Genomic DNA, 18,870 nt, shown 5'->3' on the forward strand with positions numbered 1-18,870 from the left:
AGAAATGGCAGCTATTTTTACAAGGTTTTCTGAGACTATTAATTTAAAAGAAAATAAAAAGATATTTAGTATAGCTGTAAAACCCTTTATTACTGATTGCACAGGAAAGGTATACTTTACAGATATTCAAATCCAAGAAGGTGATAAATTAACAGGCTATACTCCTAATACAGAAACAATGCTTAAAAAATATCGTGTGGATGGCACCATTGTTCCTGTTAGATTTTATAACGGTATTGTGAGAAGTAAAGAAACACTTGTCCTTTTTAATTTAGGCAGTACATCAGCAGGTCTTGATTGTCATATATACCCTATTCAAAACATGGCTAGTGGTAGTATTGAATTATCTCAAAGTGCTGGTGCTCACAGATTAAATCTTAAATCCTCTGTGAATAAAGATGATGAGATTTCAATAAAAGCATCAACACGAGAGTGTCTTAAAAATGGTAGCCCTACTGAGAAAGAGGGCTTTTTTCAATATACAGCAGCAGGTGATAGTAAGCATATAGTAACGCTTGAGGATGGTAAATCTGCAAGGGTTTTATTTGAGTTTCAAGAAATGCAAGAAGGAAGTGAACGCCTATGAATTTTCTTCAAGGTAAAAAGTGTATGGTATGGTCTTTCATGGGCAATGCCCGTATGTATGAGGCACTAAGAGAATATGGTGACCGTTTAGATACAGTAGGCATTTTCACTTTTGAAGTAGATATTACAGGAACAATAACTGAAACAGGAACAAGTATTTCAAGTATGCTACCTTATATTAATAGATGGCCACATATTAAATGGCTCTTAACTATTATGAATCACGGTACAGCATCAATTTTTACAGCCCTTAGAAATAATACTAATGGAGCAAAAGACAAGTTTTTAACTGAGATTATCCGTATTATGAATAAATACCCTTGGTGTGACGGAGTTGATATTGATTTAGAACGTGGCGGCGGATATGAAAATAAAGATGCTGCCAATATTCTATTTCGAGATATTTATAATACTGTTAAAGCTTATAATTCATCAAAACTAGTTAATATTTGCTTACCAGGAATGACAAGTGTTCAAGGTTCTGTTGGTGGCGAGAACTGGTGTGTTTATGGGGACTTAGATCCATATTGTGATACCGCAGCTATCATGAGTTATGGTATGGCATGGGCAGGTTCTGCTCCTGGACCAGTATCTCCTAGGGACTGGCTAGAAGGCATATATAATTATGCATCTAGGGTTATGACACCAGAAAAGATATTTTTAGGACTACCCGCATATGGTTGGAACTGGCGAATTCATGATTCACCTGCAAATCTAGGTAATGTTTATCGTGGAGTTTCTAATACCTATTATGCGGCACAGCTTTGGATGACTGGAGGATATAATTTTACAGACGATGGTCCACCACAGCCCATGATTCCAATTATCGCTTATTGGGATGATTATGATAAAGTGCCATGGGCTTTACCCCATGTATACGATTATATGGAAGGGCCAGATGCAACAAGTAGAACATATCCCCTCCTTGGAGAAAGTTATAACCGACGTAGATATTTAACTGCTTATAGTAAAGAGCAAGAAGTAGAATTTGGTACGGTCTATATTGACCGTGATGGGGCAAACCCTGATACCTATTCAGAAGGAGTCATTCTATCCTCTAGCTCAGCAACCCTTGGTGAAGATGGTGAGGCTGAATATGAATTTAATATTGCTAACTCTGGAACATATGATGTGGCTGTTCGCATCTTATTTCCCTTTTGGGATAAGAATAGCATCAATATATCCCTTAATGGAGTAAGTAAAAATTTTACTGAAAATAGATTATGGTGGCCATATTGGCGTTCTACCTGTTGGCTCTCTTTATCATCTAGTGTCTTTCTTTCAGCTGGTACGCATACTGTGAGCATAACTACTGGAGTTCCTGGGGTACTATTTTATGGATTTCGTGTCTGCTCTAATTTTAAAGAACAGCCCTTCGCTGGTGAGGCTGAGTTTACCTTATCACCTAGAAAGTTTAAGGACGTTAATGGTGTAATGGCTGAGCCAGATAGAGGGTTTAGATTAACAACAGAAGTTCTTCGAAGAAAACCAGATTCAGCACTTGTTTGGTATGAAGATTTTAGAGATCCTAATCCACTCCTTCCTAGCTATTGGAAAACATTAAGTGGTGAGTGGAATGTATGGAAAAACCCTAATGATACTTCAAACAGGCCATATTCTCAGCTTGACGGTTATGGACAACTTGCATGGAATTACACTAACTTCTCTGATATCCACCTAAGAGCTAGAATCGCTTTTACTGAAGAATCTAGTGGCAGGGCAGGGATTTTTTGTGGTGATGTTTTCTGTTGCTTAAATTATAACACCCAGCGAATCGAACTGTATAAAGGATCATCCCTACTTGGTAGTTATAATACTGAAATATCTAAAACTCCATCATCAGAACTTCGCTCTAACCCAAGGATGTATACCATTGAAATGAGGATACGAGGTAATAGAGTAAGAGTTTATTCAGGAGCAAGTAATATCCTCCGTTTCACAGCAAATCTTAGTGGTTTTACTGGAGGTTATGCTGGAGTTCGCTCTGATGGTCGAATTCTTTCTGAACTATTAAGAATGGGCGATTCATGGACTTATGAGCCATATGAAAGATTTGATGTCGTCTTTCCAGATGGGAGTAAAAGTGAGTATGGAAGACTTAATAGAACTGGTGTAACTTGGGATAATGAGTTTCAAGTTTTTACTGTTAATAGTGATGTAGAAGAATCTGCAACGAGAAGTGAAGACATTTCTATGGACTACGACTTCTTCCATTCAGAACTTTTACCTCTTAGCTGTGGAAATGATTATACCGTCAAGATTATTCCAAAGGATATCAATATTTGGTTATCAAGACTTTTCCTTGGTGATGCTGATGGCTTTTCTATTCTCTATTATCAAGATGTAGATAGTCTTGTTCACTGGTCAAACGAAGCTGCTTATAGGTGGAAGCTTAGAGGAATTGCCATCTGGTCTTTAGGTCAAGAAGATATGAGGATTTGGGAGGCACTCCCTAAACAAATATAACAATAAATATCTATTTAGGAGTATTTGCAAGGTCTGCAGATGCTCTTTTTTTATGTGCAAAATTATTTTTAGGAGGTCGTATGTATGAAGGAAATTTGGAACTGGGTACAAGTTGCTCTCACAGCCCTCGGTGGCTTTTTAGGCTGGTTTCTCGGAGGTTTTGATGGGTTTTTATATGCTTTAGTTGCTTTGATGGTGGCTGATTATATCACTGGGGTTATGTGTGCCATTGTAGATAAAACTCTATCCAGCGAAGTTGGATTTAGAGGGATATTTAAGAAGGTGCTCATCTTTGTTTTAGTTGGGATTGGCCATATCATCGATACAAACCTTATCGGGGACGGAAATGTGCTTAGGACTGCTATTATCTTTTTCTACTGCTCTAATGAGGGAGTTTCCATGCTTGAAAATGCGTCAAGACTTGGACTTCCAATACCAGAGAAATTAAAAGATGTCTTAGCTCAGCTACACAATAAAGGGGGAAAAAATTAATGAATTTAAGAAAACTTATTTTTACTAATAATGCTTGTTATAAGGCTGGAAGAAAGATTAAGCCTAAAGGAATTATGGTTCATTCTACTGGTGCAAACAATCCTAATCTTAGAAGGTATGTGGGGCCAGATGATGGACTCCTTGGTAAAAATCAATATAACAATCACTGGAATCAAGATAGACCAGATGGCAGGCAAGTCTGCGTTCATGCTTTTATTGGCAAGCTTAAGGATGGGTCTATTGCCACTTATCAAACCCTGCCTTGGGATCATAGAGGATGGCATGCAGGTGGTGATGCTAACAATACGCATATAGGTTTTGAAATCTGTGAAGATAATCATACTGATGCTACCTACTTTAATAAGGTTTATAAAGAAGCTGTCGAACTATGTGTGCATCTTTGCAAGCTCTATAATCTTACTGAAAAAGATATCATTGGACACTATGAAGGACATCAAAAAGGAATAGCCAGTAACCACAGCGACCCTAGAAATTGGTTTCCAAAGCACGGTAAAAGTATGGATACTTTTAGGGCAGATGTTAAAGCAACATTACGTTGCAAAAATGATTCAAAAAAGACACCTGCATCTCCCCCATCATCCTCCCCTACTAAACTATATAGAGTTCAAGTAGGAGCATATGCTGTTAAAGCTAATGCTGATGCTATGTTGAAAAAGGTTAAGGCTGCAGGTTTTACTGATGCCTTTATAAAAACTGAATAATTAAATTTTTTTACTACGGATTTTCCCCCTCACTGTCCTTTAGATAGTGAGGGGTTTTTCTTTTGCCTCTCATAGGGAGGTAAATCCATGAATGAATTACAAAAAGAAAAGATTATAGAATTTAGACAACTAGGACTCAGTTATTCAAAAATTGCTGATGCTCTTGGCATCTCAATAAATACAATTAAGTCTTTTTGTAGAAGAAACAATCTAGGCGGTTACGTTGGAAAAGGGAATAAAAAGATTGACCTTACCTTTTGCAAAAACTGTGGGAAAGAACTGAAACAAGTTCTAGGTAAGAAACCTTTGAAATTCTGTAGTGATATATGCCGTGTTAAGTGGTGGAATGCCCACCCTGAGATGGTAAATAAGAAAGCCATTTATTCTTTCTCCTGTGCAAATTGTGGTAAGCCCTTCACTGCCTACGGTAATTCTAAAAGAAAGTATTGCTGCCATTCCTGTTATATCAGCCACCGTTTTGGAGGTGATATGCATAAGTGAGGAAATGTTTCAAACAGAAAAAGATTATGGGATCACTATGGCTATTGCCAAATCTATGCTTGAAAAAGGACTAATCACAGTTTGTGAATATGACCAATTTAAAGATGAAATGCTTAAAAAATATCAACCTAAATTAGCTCCTTTAATTGCTATATTACCTTGACTTAACTGGCTTTGTAAGTGATGTATAGTAAGGAAAGGAAGTGATTAAATGAAGAAAGTTAGGAAGATAGAGCCTTCTCTACCTATCCTACCAAAAAGAAAAAAGGTAGCTGCCTATGCTAGGGTCTCAGAAGAAAAAGGTCGTACCTTCCATTCTATGTCTGCTCAGATAAGTCATTACAGTTCCTTTATCCAAAAAAACAAGGAATGGATATATGCAGGTGTTTATGCAGATGAAGGTATTACTGGAACAACAGACAATCGTACTGAGTTTCAAAGAATGATTGAGGACTGTGAAAAAGGTAAAATAGACATCATTCTAACTAAATCAATTTCAAGGTTTGCTCGTAACACTATAGATTTACTGGAAACAGTAAGGTATCTAAAAGAGCTTGGAATTGAGGTTCGCTTTGAAAGTGAAAATATTAATTCACTAAGTGATGATGGAGAGCTTATGCTCACCCTTCTAGGCTCGTTTGCACAAGAAGAAAGTCGCTCTATTAGTGAAAATGTTAAATGGGGTATTCGTAAAGGCTTCCAAAAAGGAATAGTAAATTCCTTCTGTATCTACGGATACCGATGGGATGGTGAAAAGTTTAATATTGTCCCAGAAGAAGCTGAAGTTATAAGACTTATTTATGACAATTTCCTCAAGGGCTACTCAGCTGAACATACAGAAAAGCAACTTAAAGAGATGGGAATTAAATCTTATACAGGTGGGCACTTTTCAAACACCTCCATAAGAGCCATCTTAAGACAGGAAAAATATACGGGAAATTCACTGCTACAAAAAACTTATATTGAAGACCATATCACTAAGAAAACAAAGATAAACCGTGGAGAACTTCCCATGTATTATGCTGAGAATACTCATCCTGTTATTATTGAAAAGGAAATATTTGATCAGGTTCAAGCTGAGGTTGCAAAAAGACGTGAACTAGGAGTCTTTGCTAACAAGGCTATAAAGACCACTTGCTTCACTAGCAAAATTAAATGTGACATTTGTGGAAAGAGCTATAGGCGAAGTGGAAAAAGGCAAAGAAAAAATGCTAAAGAGGTCTACTATATTTGGACCTGCAGGACAAAAAGTGAAAAGGGCATCGCTCACTGCCATCCTAAAGATGTACCAGAAAAAATGCTTAAAAAATATCTCGCTATAGCCCTTAGTTTAGAAGAATTTGATGAAGAAACATTCACTGAAGATGTAGAAAAAGTTGTGGTCAAAGGGCAAGATGAACTAATCATTCATTTCTATGATGGGCAGATTATAACTCAAAAATGGCAATCAACAGCAAGAATTGATTGCTGGACAGATGATAGGCGTGAGTCTTGGGCTGAGTACCAAATAGGTAATAAACATGCTACTGGAAACAAAGGTAGGTGGTTAAAAGATGAGAAAAACAAATAGAAATGTAACAACCATTCCTGCTACCATTAGCAGATTTACCTCCTCCCCTATTAATGAGATGAAAAAGCGAAGAACTGCTGCCTATGCTCGTGTTTCAACGGATAGTGAGGAACAAGTTTCTAGTTATGAGGCACAGGTTGATTATTACACTAATTACATTAAAAGCCGAGATGATTGGGAATTTGTAGATATCTATACTGATGATGGCATTTCTGCTACCAATACTAAGCACCGTGAAGGCTTTAGACGAATGATTGCTGATGCCCTCGATGGCAAGATAGATTTAATTATTACAAAATCAGTCAGTAGGTTTGCTAGAAACACAGTAGATAGCCTTACAACAGTTAGACAGCTTAAGGAAAAAGGAATTGAAATATACTTTGAAAAAGAAAATATCTGGACACTAGATTCTAAAGGTGAATTATTAATTACTATCATGTCCTCCCTTGCTCAAGAAGAAAGCCGTAGCATCTCAGAGAATGTTACCTGGGGACAAAGAAAGAGATTTGCAGATGGCAAAGTTTGTGTTCCTTTTAGAAGGTTCTTAGGCTACGACAGGGGTGAAGATGGAAACTTAGTATTAAATAAAGAAGAGGCTCCCATTATAAAAAGAATATATGGGATGTTCCTTCAAGGCATGACCCCTTATGGCATTGCAAAACAATTAACTAAAGAAGGCATTCTCACCCCAGCTAAAAAGAAAAACTGGAGTGCTGGCACAGTTAGGAGCATACTAACTAATGAAAAATATAAAGGTGATGCCCTTCTACAAAAAAGCTATACTGTTGACTTTCTAACTAAGAAAAAGAAAGTAAATGAGGGAGAAATTCCTCAATATTATGTAGAAAATAACCACGAAGCCATTATTGACCCTGCGGTATTTGACATGGTGCAACGAGAACTTGAAGCCAGACAAGCAGGCAAGAATAGACATAGTGGAACACATATATTTGCAGGAAAAATTAAATGTGGCGAATGTGGAAGCTGGTACGGTTCAAAAGTATGGCACTCAAATAGCAAATACCGCCGTACCGTTTGGCAATGCAACCATAAGTTTAACGGTAACAAAAAATGTGAAACTCCCCACCTTGATGAAGATACAATTAAAGATATATTTATAAAAGCTACAAATGAATTACTAACTGATAAGGATGAGATTATAGCAAACTTTGAGACTATGAAAGCAACCTTATTTGATACTGAAGATTTGGAAAATAAAAAGACTGAACTTCAAAACGAGCTCGAAGTTACAGCTGAAATGATTCAAAATATAATTAATGAAAATGCCCATACAGCTTTAGACCAAGAAGAATATCAAAGAAGATATGATAGCCTCGTAGAAAAGTTTGATACCACTAAAACTACATTGGAAGCTGTAACTGAACAGATTAAAGATAAAACAACTAGGCATAAAAACCTTGAAATTTTCCTTTATGAGCTAAGAAACCAAGAAGACTTAATAACCGAATTCAATCCTCTACTCTGGAATAGCTTAGTCAAGCATATAACGGTTTATGAAAAAGATAAAACTCAGGTTGCCTTTAAAAATGGGATAGAACTATAATATCACGACCTTAAAACTCCCCTTTACTATAGATTAACGATGGGGAGTTTTAATTATAATTTTATAGTATTTTTACTTTGAACACCATTTCTCTAAATCTGATTTTGCTTTAGGCAGATGAGATATTAGGTGAGCTTCATTCAAATAGTAAATAAAACATAAAACATCTTTTGCAGTTTGTCGTTTTTCATTTGGGGATAGATAGCTAAAAAAACCTAATTCAGGTACACCTCTTACATTATCCATAGAATGGCTCTCATTATCTAATACTAGTCTATACATCAGGTTTTTATAATAAGTTTTTGTGCCTTCATCAGGAAGCAATTCTAATGCTTTTTCATCTAAACTAATTTCACTAATTCCTAGTTTAAAAGTAAATGTTGAGAAAGCTTCCAACACTCTTCTCATCATATTTCCTATAGATAAATCTAAAATATCATTAACATCTTCACCTAGTGCATATTGATATATTTTTTCTAGCAATTGAGTATATTCATTATGTTTATTATATCGAAATTCGATTAGTTCCTTGTTTTCTAACTGAAACAAACGATATTCTGCATTGACTGAGTTCTTTTCGCAAATACCTGATATTTCACTCAATGCTTTTTGTAAATTAAATAATACACTTATATCATGTGTCATAATAAGAACTTTGCTATGAGGACAACTTTCTAGTACCTGTCCTAATTTCCATCTTAATAAGGATGTAATACCTACTCTGTTCTCTATGTCAAAGCTTGAGATTGGATCATCTATTACAAGAAGCATCTCGTCTGTGTATATGGATTTTTCATCCATCTCTTCTGCAATTTCTGTGAAAAAATAGCATAAAGCAAGTGCATTTCGTTCTCCACAAGAAACCTTATTAGGAGACACAAAGTCTCCATTAACTTTTATTCTATAAAGTTGATCTGTACCTGGGTCAATAGATAATCTATCTTCACTAAAAAATATATATTTCAAAGATTTATTTATCTCACCTGAAGCAACTTGGAAATTTTTACGCTGAGAATCTAGTTCTATCTTTTTGTTTTTCAAATCAATTGATATCTGTTTATATTCTTTTATTTCTTTTTCTAAATTTGTTTTCTCTTCTTCCTGGATTTTAAAAGTAGAATACATATCATTGATATGATGGTGAGCAATAGCATCATTTAATTTTAAAAGTTCTTCTTCAACACTAGAACGTTCTTCGATGACTCGATTATAATTTATACGTTCTACCTCTAGGTCTGTTAATTGTTGATTTAGTTTTTCATAAATATCTTTTATTGCATTAGTTTCTATATCATATTCTATAACTGTAAAGGGATCATCAATTTTCTTTTGTATTATAGAATTATGTTTATTAATTGTCACATTATATTCGTCTATGCTCTTAAACACATTATTATATGATTTTAGCTTGCTATATTCTTCATAATTAACAGATGCGACCTCGGTAAGAAGTAATTTTTCTAGCTCCTCTTTAAATTCTTTAATTTCTTGGTTTAATATACTTTCAATTTCTTTTAAAACTTGTTCTCTATAGGCATCTTCAATTGGTTGGAAGCAGCTTTCACATATAAGATTAGTTTTATTAGATACATAACCCTTTACTTTAGTTGCTTTCTCAATTCCAAATAAACTTAATAGTTGCTCCTCTCTGATAGTTAGCTCTGGTTTATCTATATTTTTTTTAAGAAGTAATTTTGAACTTTCTACAATGTTTTCTGTAATAAAAATTAATTTTACTTTGTTTGGTATAGGAGATGATTGAACATCAGTTGAAGTGAATTGTATAAAATCCTCATCAAATTTTCCTTGTAATTCTTCTAAAGTTCTAATAACAGAAAGATTTCCTATCCTACTAATTTCACTATTAGTTACAGAAAGATTTCGCCTTTGATCTTTTATTTTCGATCCTTTTTCAGCCCAACCTCCTGCCTCTTTTAATTTGTTATTTATCTTTTTATCCCAGTATTTTGGAGACTGTGGACTGTCCTCGTCTAAAAAAATCTTATAATCTTCTTCTAATTTTTCAATCTTTATTTCGTTTTGACTAATTGCTTCCTCAATATTATTTATTCTCTCTTCTAAATCAACCTGCTCTCCAAATAATACGATTGCATCTAGACCATTCTCTTTAACTTTAACACGAGAAGAAATATACTCTTCATCAAATATGTAAATATTTTTTCTATTATATTTATCTGTTGTTTCAATTTTGTCGTTTTCTTTGAAGAACTGTAATTTTATATCCTCAGAAGTATCATGACTCTTGTACCCCCTAAAGCCATGGGCAATTGTGCTTTTACCACTACCATTATTCCCATAAACTAATGCCGCCCGATTGTTTTTTTGAGGTTTAGAATGCTTTGGGAAAAATTCTAAAAATGTGGGAGTTGAAAAATATTTAGATGATATATTAATGCCCGTCATGTTTTTAATAGTTGTTCCCATTTCGTTCCCCCTTTACAGTATTACTAAGGTCAGTATTGCTCCATTTTTTGCTGCACACCCCTTATTGCCTTTGCACCCCCCTAAGCACAGTAACTTTTAGGATAATTAAATTGTATCAATCTCTGCAAGATTATATCTATGTATATACATTTTATTTTATTTAAATAAGATTCTTGAAGGAGTTTTAAAACCTTCAAGTTATCTCCTTCTATGTATAGATTTTCTGTATTTTCCCAATTAAGACTTTCTTCCTTAACTGGTCTTAAAGTTTTATTTACAGGAGTATTTGCTGTAACTATAGCTTCTTTTTTTCCAGGCCATGTCAACTGATATCTTTCTTTATTTCCTTCCACTATTTCATTACTTAACTCCTGTTTTAGCAGTTCAAAATCTATAGCTTTTGTAATATTTCCTTTTTCATCTTTTGTTTCAACAATTACATTTGGAAAAAGATCAGCTACCTTTTCTATATTTTCTTGAGTTATATCCTTTGAGCTCATTTTTAACTTGTCCATATTATGTCCTCCTTTATTTTCCTACAAGCTTTTCTAATTCTTTTTTCTTCTTTTTAAGCTCTATATTTAATTTTACCTTTCTGTCAAATTGCTTCTCTTTTTTCATTTTACTTTCTAACCTTGATATATATCTTTTTAATTTTTCTTGTTCTTTGTCTAATTTTATTAGTTCTTCTATATTATCCTGAAATGTACTTTCTATGGGAATTAACTGTTTTAAAATATTATCATATACATCTTTTAAGTTTAGACCATGCAATACATCTATCTGTATTTGATTTTCTTTCATCCATTCTGTTTGATAATAGGATTTAACTATCATTTTATTAGGGTCTATTTTATTCCTCTCTTTATATGCTATAACTATCTTTATACTGCTGTCCCATCTTAAAATAAATAGTATAGGATAAGGAATTACCCGATCTATATTTTCAAGTACATCTATAGAAATATATTTTTGTTTTAAAATTATCTCAAATATTTGAATCTCCTCTACTCCTTTAACAGGTTCTAAATTTACTGTATCCTTTGATAGTTTGTATTTCCATATTATCTGTTCTATTTCATTTATAAACTTTCTTTTGAGTTTTGTATTTGCACCTATTTGTGCATAAAATTTATTTTTTGGTATTTGCCTGTTATACAATGCTCTATCAGGTATATTAAGCATAGACTTCACCTACCTTATAACTACAAATGCTATTAATTCAAAGTCATCTAATCCTTTTATAGATTTTATTAATGCAGTAGTTCCACCAGAAGTGAATAAACTATCTATATCTGATTCTTCATTTGTATTTATTATTGATTTTATTGCATCTTCCAATAATTTTGAATACTTGTCCATTTTCTTTCCATCTTTTGTTTCTTTGTTAAACTCAGTATAAGCTTCTTTTATAGGTTTATCTTCCCCTTTACATCCGATTCTTAGAACATCTAATATCTTTTTAACTTTTAAATGATTTACAATTACATTTCCTTCATAATTTATGTATACTAAATAAAATGGATATAGAGCATTTTGTTTATTAGCATCAATATCACTATTTATATTCTTTAATACAAATATTACTCCAGGATATATTTCTTTTTCTTCATTTGCCTTTATAACTGTATGTAAACCATAGGGCACATTGTCAAGATCTCCATTTTGATTTACATAATTCATTAAATCTATTCTAAAATCATTTAAACCTAAATCTGTAATGGAAACACCTGTATTCATATCCTCTAAATCTAGTACTTCTTCCTGCAGCTTTTTTAATTGCTCTTTTCTATATTCCAAATCCGTAGATTTATTTGAAAGTAAATTATCAGCCCCAGTTCCAGTAGAAGTCATATTGACTATAACCATTCGATTCTCTACTCTTTCTCTAAGATTAATGTACTCATCTAATGTCATATTTGGCCAAAAATTAACTAATTGTATAGCGTCATTTTTAGAACCAATCCTATCAATTCGTCCAAATCTTTGGGTTATCCTTACAGGATTCCAGTGAATATCATAATTTATTAAATAATCACAATCTTGAAGGTTTTGTCCCTCTGAAATACAATCTGTAGCTATAAGTACATCTATTTTCCCTTTTACATGAGGCATAGTTAAATATTTTTCCTTTGATATTGGAGAAAAGCAAGTGAGAATAGTATTTAGATCATTTTTTATATTTAAAGTAGTTTTATTGGCATCAGAACCTACTATTTTTGCAGTATGGAGATTGAATTCATCCATTACATATTTAGAAATTTCATTATATAAATAGTCAGCTGTATCGGAAAAAGCTGTAAATATAATTATCTTTTTATTATCTTTATTTATTGGATTATTAATTTTTTCTTTTATGATATTCTTTAGGGTATATAGTTTTTGATCAAAAACTGGTGTTATCTTTTTCATCTCTTTAAGTAAATATTTTATTATATTTCTATCATGTTCTAAGTCTTCTCTCCATGAAATTTTATCCATATCAGAAAGATTGATTTTTATCTTATCCCCTATACTAAATTCATCATCTATCCAATCATCTTCATCAAAGTTTATATTATTTATTTCTTGATAAGAAATAATTTCATTAGATGCATAATTATTAAATTTATCAACTTCTTCAATAGCAATATTAATCTTATCTATCATTTTTGATAAGGTTATTCTAAAAGCGTCCACAGAGCTTTCTAATCTTTTTAATAGATTAATTCTCATTAAAGTTTGTAAACTTCGTTCCCTATCAGATTGTTTTAAACTGCCTATTCCACCTTTAACAACAGTATCATATTTGCTTTCATAGAAGCTCATCTTACTTGGCAAAATATAGTTAAAAGGTGCATATACACTTAAATTTAACTTTGACAATTCTTTAAATATTTGATTATATCCAATGACATCATTTCTTTCTGTTAAATTGCAAAAATGAGATATAGGTTTTAATCTTTTAGGAAATTTACCTATCTCCTCAATATTATAATACTTCTGAATATGCTTTCTTGAACGGGCTATAGTTAAGCTATCTAATAGTTCAAAAAAATCAAAATCCAACATATTTAATAAAGCATCTGTAGTTCTTTCTGAATTAGGAAATTTGGACCATTTGTTAAAGGAATATTGAGCCCTTTTAAAAATATCATCAATGCTTCTTTGTGTATTTAATTTTGCATTTATATTAGAAGGATTGCCTTCATAGATTAAAGCAAGCTGATTCTTTAAGTCATTAAATTTATTATTCACAGGAGTTGCTGAAAGCATAAGCACATCAGTTTTTACACCTGTTCTTATGACTTTTCTCATAAGTCTTTGATATCTTGTTTCTCTACCTTTTACTGGATCATTATTTCTAAAATTGTGAGACTCATCTATTACAAGCAAATCATAATTGCCCCAATTTAATCTTTCAAGGTTAATACCATTAGTACATCCTCTATCCCGAGATAAATCTGTATGATAGAGAACATCATAATTAAATCTGTCTTTATTGAGTATATTATTAGTGTAGTTTTCTCTATACGTTAGCCAGTTCTCTGAAAGCTTTTTAGGACATAATACTAATACATTTTTATTTCTTAACTCATAGTATTTTATTACCCCTAAGGCAGTAAAAGTTTTGCCTAACCCTACACTATCTGCTAATATACAACCATGATATTTTTGAATCTTGTTTATAATTCCAATTACAGCATCTTTTTGAAATTTATATAATCTATTCCATATTTCTGTTTCCTTAAATCCAGTAGCCTCATTAGGAAGTAGATCTTCTGTTATATCTTCTAAAAATTCTTTAAATATATTAAATAGTATTACAAAGTAGATAAATTCTGGTGAATTCTCATTATATACTGTAGATATATATTCTATTACTTCAGCTGTTACATCTTTCGTTTTTTCATCATCATTCCAAACTTGGTCAAATAACTGAAAATAGGTTTTAGTCATATTGTATTCATCAGATTTAATTGTTATATTAGATATATTATTTCCTCTTTCATAACCTAAATCGACTGTTGTAAAGCCTACTGTTTGAGTATATGTATATTTTTCGTCATGGTTCTCAACATTAATAAATCCTTGTAAATAGGCATTTGTTTTATTAGATTTAAAAGTTACTTTCTTTTTTATCCAATTACTACATTCTTTAGCAATGGCTTTTTGAGTTAACTCATTTTTTAACTTTATCTCAAATTTTGTTCCATAAATACTTCTTTCCCTATTTAATTTTGGAATGTAAAATTCTCTCTTTTCCTTTTCTATTTTATCTTTTATAAAAGTAGGAGAATTAAATATAAATCTAAGCTCCTCTATTTGTTCTAATTCTTTTTTCAGAGATTCGTAGGCATATATTGAAAAACAAGATGCTGCAATAGATACTTTTGAACCATTTTTTAATGTAGACTTTAAATCATCCCCCAAAAATTTTTGAACATTATTTATAATATCCATAAAACTTACACCTCTGCTAAGTCTAAAAAATACATTACAAAATATATTTATATTTCTATTTTCAGTTCTAACTTCTAGCACTTAATATTCTATAATACAATTATACTATCCTATTCCTAATAAACCACAAATAATACATATATTATTAATTCTTTAGTTTTATTTTACACAAAAGACAATAATATTAAAATATACGATACTGATGTTTTGTATACTCTATAACAGCAATCAAATCACTGTATTTCATAGAGATAGTTTTTGTATTAACATTAGGATGAACTAACACCTTTTTCCCTTCTAAGTCTTTATCAAGAAGGACTGTAACCAATTTAGCAGTGTCATTTATAATACCAAGCGGAGTTACACTACCGGCTTCTAATCCAAGAATTCTCATCAAATCTGATGTACTTGCAAAGCTTAATTTTGACTCTCCTACAAATGCTGCCAGTTCCTTGAGATTTGCCCTTTTGCTACCCTCCATAAAAATCAGGTAATATCTTTTCTTATTTTTCACAAATAAATTTTTGCATTCGATACCCTCAATTCGATCAGTGATATTTTCCTGTAACACTTCTTCCATGGTGTACACCGCTTTATGTTCAATTTCATCATATTTTATATTAAGTAAATTCAGCAAATCATAAAGTTCCATTTTATATTCCTCCTAAAACCTATCTAAATAATTTAATACTCCTTTAATCCACATATATTTACATTTTAAAAATAAACCAATACATTAACAGAACATCTTTTCTTAGTTGCATTTACTTTATTATAGTTTATTTTTTCATTATATTCCTTACAGGGAAATAAATTAGTACTTTCAACTACAAAGATAAAATATAATTGAAAATTTACATATTAATTTTTTTAGGGAATATCATTGGTACAGCAATATTATCAATCCAGTGACTGTTATAATAATAATTTTTGTTATAATAGTATCAAGAATATTTATCTTTATTTATTATTTTTTATATAAGATACTACAATAAATATTCAGCATAAATGCAAAAATTTTTATAGCAATTATATTAGAATAATTTTTATTTTGGAGGGATTAATTTGGATAGAATCAAGGGAAACTACTATTTTAATCTATTCTTAAACCTAATGAGAGCTAATTATATGAAAAGTCAAAAAGATTGGGAGAAGGTTGCAAATGAAGTTGGTTTGACACATACACAACAACATGCCCTTTGGATACTACATCTTGACAATGGTTTAACATTAGATGAACTTGGAAATATTGCATTTTGGAACAAATCAACAACATCTGCCCTTGTAAGTAGGCTTGAGAAAAAAGGTTATGTGAGAAAAGAAAGGTATTTAAATAACAGTAGAACTATTAGAATATATATAACAGAGAAAGGCAAAAAAATACTAGAAGATAGTGTAAATACTGAAAGGGCAGTTAAATTTATGGGGCTTTTAAGGAGTTTAGATGTAGAAGAAATAGAAAAGTTTCTAGAAACTTTGGAAAAAATTTATGATCTTATGAATAATCAGGACTCTACTGATTTCAAAAATTATTTACAGGTTTCATCAAATATGATGTTAAAATTATAACAAAATTATTGACATACAATTATCAATCATATACAATAAAACTACAAAATAAAATTCGTTAACGAATTTTATTGATAATGGTTACATATTTTTCTAGCCAATAAAATTTACTCGATAATTTTAATAGAGAAATGGAGATGAAGAGATATGTCAAAACTTTTTACACCTATAAAAATAGGAAATTTAGAATTAAAAAATAGGTTCATGATGGCACCTATGGAAAATGGACTTGCAAAAATTGGTGGAGATGTTAGTGATAAACTTATAAACTTTTTAGTTGAAAGAGCTAAAAATGATGTATCAATCATTATGACAGGTTCTATAGCTATTTCTCCTGAGGGACGTGGACTTCCTACACAGTTAAACTTATATGAAGATAGTCATATAATAGGACTCAAGAAATTGACTGATGCTATTCATAATGCAGGAGGAAAAATAGGTGCTCAGCTTTATCATGCTGGTAGACAGGCAAGTGAATCAATAACAGGTATTCAACCTATCGCGCCTAGTGCTATTCCTTGTGCAATACTTGGAAATAACCCAAGAGAAATGACTAAAGAAGATATTGAAGAAATACATAAAAAATTTGTAGAAGCGGCAAAAAGAAGTGTAAAGGCTGGATTTGACCTAATTGAAGTTCACTTTGCTCATGGATATTTGCTTCATAGTTTTCTATCTCCACATAGTAATAAGAGAACAGATGAGTATGGAGGAAGCCTTGAAAACAGAATGAAATTTCCAATGGCTGTTTTAAAAGATATAATTAAATCCTGTGGTGAAAAAGTGCCTGTTACAATAAGAATAAGTGTTGATGAATATCTTGAAGATGGCTTAGGATTTGATGAAGTTAAAATTATATGCAAGGAAGTAGAAAAAGCAGGAGCTAAGGCCATAAGTTTGTCAGCAGGAAGTTACGATTTAGTAGAATATACAATTCAACCTATGTTTATAGGACAAGGCTTTATTGTACCATTTTCCGAGAAACTTAAGAAAGAAATTAATATTCCAGTTATAGTTGCTGGAAGATTAAATAATGCAAAGCTAATAGAAGATATTATTGAAAATGATAAAGCTGACATGGTTGCAATAGGAAGAGGATTAATAAGTGATGAAAAGCTAGTAGTTAAAATGAAAAATAAAGAATACAAGGATATCAGATACTGTGTTGCATGTAATCAAGGTTGTATTGACAAAGTTTTTATAGGTCAAGGAGTTCAATGCCTTGTAAATGCTAAAGCAGGACATGAAATGGATAGGAAAATTGAAAAAGCAGAAAAGATAAAGAATGTAGTTATAATAGGAGCAGGACCTGCAGGACTAGAAGCTGCAAGAGTAGCTAAATTAAGAGGACATAATGTTGTTTTAATAGATAAGAATAACAAAGTAGGAGGAAAGATGGATATATTATCTTCTCCACCTGAAAAGGAAAGCTTTATGATTTTTAAAGAATATCTATATAACCAAATGTTAAAATTAAACATTAAATTTGTTCAAAAAGAGATTAAATCTTCAAAAGATTTGGAAGAATTCAATCCTGATTCAGTAGTTGTAGCAACTGGGTCTTCACAAACAGTTCCTCCAATCAAAGGAATAGAATGTCAAAACGTACTAATGGCTGAAGATGTTTTGAATGGAAAAGCCAAATTTGGAAAAACTGTTGCAATAATTGGTGGAGGACTCGTTGGAACAGAAACTGCAAAATTCCTTGCTTATAGGAAAGTAAAGGTTCATATTATAGAAATGATGGACGCTATAGCAAAAGACATTGGTGCTACTTATATAGGTCATCTCTTTAAATTATTAAATGAATACGGAGTTGAACAACATGTAAATGCAAAAGTAGTTGAAATAAAAGAAGACATGATTGTTCTTGAAGATCAAGAGATTAAAGTTGATAATGTGATTATTGCAACAGGATATAAATCCAATAATTCAATTATTGAGGATATTAAGGATAGATTTAAAGAAGTTTATGTTGTTGGAGATGCTAATAGCCCAAGAAGAATATTAGATTCAGTTAAAGAAGGATTCCTTGCTTCAAGTCAAATATAAAATATATTTTTTCAAATTAAGGGAAGTCAAGTTTGATTTCCCTTATTATTATAAAATCAATTTCTTAATATTCCAAGATTCTCTAACTGTATTTTCTTGTAAGCAAAGTAACCAATTCAACATGGCTTGTATTTTTTTATTTCCTACCATCCCAACATATATAAACTTAAATACTATTTAACTCAGCCTCAATAACACTATATGATAGTTAGTCTATTTCACACTTTAGAAAACATACCTAAACCCAAGATAAACTCTGTTAATTAAGCTATTTTATGTGAAATGCTCTTTTCAAAGTGATTCTAGTTATCCCTTGTTCGTGTTATGCTCATTAGCTTTATGGTAATATTGCCACGAACAATGTAATAAGTGCATTATAAATTCCGTGCATGATTATCAGAGATAGTGTAGTGCAGTTTTTAATCTTATCTCTGCAAATACAGAACATAACACCAAGCAGA

General features: G+C 31.7%; 16 protein-coding genes (1 of these 16 only partly in view). 10 read left to right on the top strand and 6 right to left on the bottom strand.

The window, feature by feature from the left end:
- Positions 1 to 4 precede the first annotated feature (4 nt).
- From H2684_RS00255 to H2684_RS00290, 8 genes are all read left to right on the top strand, one after another.
- On the top strand, positions 5 to 586 hold the full coding sequence (locus H2684_RS00255) for a hypothetical protein (protein ID WP_182087381.1): 582 nt from the start codon (positions 5 to 7) through the stop codon (positions 584 to 586).
- Positions 583 to 3,051 carry a glycosyl hydrolase family 18 protein gene (locus H2684_RS00260; protein WP_182087382.1) on the top strand — a complete coding sequence of 823 codons (2,469 nt, stop codon included), beginning with the start codon at positions 583 to 585 and terminating at the stop codon, positions 3,049 to 3,051. Before H2684_RS00255 ends, H2684_RS00260 begins: the two co-directional genes overlap by 4 nt.
- Before the next feature lie 84 nt (positions 3,052 to 3,135).
- Positions 3,136 to 3,543, top strand: coding sequence for a phage holin family protein (locus tag H2684_RS00265; protein ID WP_182087383.1), 408 nt, complete (start codon positions 3,136 to 3,138; stop codon positions 3,541 to 3,543).
- Entirely contained in the window at positions 3,543 to 4,265 is a 723-nt protein-coding gene (locus H2684_RS00270; protein WP_182087384.1) for an N-acetylmuramoyl-L-alanine amidase, read from the top strand. Before H2684_RS00265 ends, H2684_RS00270 begins: the two co-directional genes overlap by 1 nt.
- Before the next feature lie 87 nt (positions 4,266 to 4,352).
- Complete coding sequence (locus tag H2684_RS00275; RefSeq protein ID WP_182087385.1) at positions 4,353 to 4,766, top strand: RNA polymerase subunit sigma-70; 414 nt, start codon at positions 4,353 to 4,355, stop codon at positions 4,764 to 4,766.
- A 4-nt stretch (positions 4,767 to 4,770) separates the two neighbouring features.
- Positions 4,771 to 4,929: an SHOCT domain-containing protein gene (locus H2684_RS00280; protein ID WP_182087386.1), complete on the top strand. Its 159-nt coding sequence runs from the start codon at positions 4,771 to 4,773 to the stop codon at positions 4,927 to 4,929.
- Positions 4,930 to 4,977: 48 nt separating this feature from the next.
- Positions 4,978 to 6,336 carry a recombinase family protein gene (locus H2684_RS00285; RefSeq protein WP_182087387.1) on the top strand — a complete coding sequence of 453 codons (1,359 nt, stop codon included), beginning with the start codon at positions 4,978 to 4,980 and terminating at the stop codon, positions 6,334 to 6,336.
- Positions 6,320 to 7,900: a recombinase family protein gene (locus tag H2684_RS00290; RefSeq protein ID WP_182087388.1), complete on the top strand. Its 1,581-nt coding sequence runs from the start codon at positions 6,320 to 6,322 to the stop codon at positions 7,898 to 7,900. Before H2684_RS00285 ends, H2684_RS00290 begins: the two co-directional genes overlap by 17 nt.
- A gap of 72 nt (positions 7,901 to 7,972) precedes the next feature.
- Here H2684_RS00290 and H2684_RS00295 read toward each other — a convergent pair whose 3' ends face one another.
- The 5 genes from H2684_RS00295 to H2684_RS00315 all read right to left on the bottom strand — a co-directional run bounded on the left by H2684_RS00295 (position 7,973) and on the right by H2684_RS00315 (position 15,440).
- Positions 7,973 to 10,345: an AAA family ATPase gene (locus tag H2684_RS00295; protein ID WP_182087389.1), complete on the bottom strand. Its 2,373-nt coding sequence runs from the start codon at positions 10,343 to 10,345 to the stop codon at positions 7,973 to 7,975.
- An 80-nt stretch (positions 10,346 to 10,425) separates the two neighbouring features.
- Positions 10,426 to 10,860: a hypothetical protein gene (locus tag H2684_RS00300; protein ID WP_347707495.1), complete on the bottom strand. Its 435-nt coding sequence runs from the start codon at positions 10,858 to 10,860 to the stop codon at positions 10,426 to 10,428.
- A gap of 13 nt (positions 10,861 to 10,873) precedes the next feature.
- Positions 10,874 to 11,530 carry a DUF4391 domain-containing protein gene (locus H2684_RS00305; RefSeq protein ID WP_182087390.1) on the bottom strand — a complete coding sequence of 219 codons (657 nt, stop codon included), beginning with the start codon at positions 11,528 to 11,530 and terminating at the stop codon, positions 10,874 to 10,876.
- A gap of 9 nt (positions 11,531 to 11,539) precedes the next feature.
- The gene (locus tag H2684_RS00310; protein WP_347707496.1) at positions 11,540 to 14,869 is read right to left on the bottom strand and encodes a helicase-related protein; all 3,330 of its coding nucleotides are present in this window, start codon (positions 14,867 to 14,869) and stop codon (positions 11,540 to 11,542) included.
- 103 nt (positions 14,870 to 14,972) lie between these two features.
- The gene (locus H2684_RS00315) at positions 14,973 to 15,440 is read right to left on the bottom strand and encodes a prolyl-tRNA synthetase associated domain-containing protein (RefSeq protein WP_182087391.1); all 468 of its coding nucleotides are present in this window, start codon (positions 15,438 to 15,440) and stop codon (positions 14,973 to 14,975) included.
- 413 nt (positions 15,441 to 15,853) lie between these two features.
- Between H2684_RS00315 and H2684_RS00320 the strand changes: the two genes are divergently transcribed.
- Together H2684_RS00320 and H2684_RS00325 are read left to right on the top strand one after the other, a co-directional pair.
- On the top strand, positions 15,854 to 16,357 hold the full coding sequence (locus H2684_RS00320) for a MarR family transcriptional regulator (RefSeq protein ID WP_182087392.1): 504 nt from the start codon (positions 15,854 to 15,856) through the stop codon (positions 16,355 to 16,357).
- A 147-nt stretch (positions 16,358 to 16,504) separates the two neighbouring features.
- Entirely contained in the window at positions 16,505 to 18,409 is a 1,905-nt protein-coding gene (locus tag H2684_RS00325; RefSeq protein WP_182087393.1) for an NAD(P)/FAD-dependent oxidoreductase, read from the top strand.
- Positions 18,410 to 18,746: 337 nt separating this feature from the next.
- Here H2684_RS00325 and H2684_RS00330 read toward each other — a convergent pair whose 3' ends face one another.
- A protein-coding gene (locus H2684_RS00330) for a type II CAAX endopeptidase family protein (protein WP_243159234.1) crosses the window boundary here: on the bottom strand, positions 18,747 to 18,870 show its final stretch. Its footprint extends 542 nt past the window's final position; 124 of the gene's 666 nt are visible here — the last part of the coding sequence; its start codon lies beyond the right edge, outside the window; its stop codon occupies positions 18,747 to 18,749.

The sequence above is a fragment of the Clostridium sp. cel8 genome, from assembly GCF_014050525.1.
Taxonomy (GTDB): Bacteria; Bacillota; Clostridia; order Clostridiales; family Clostridiaceae; genus Clostridium_B.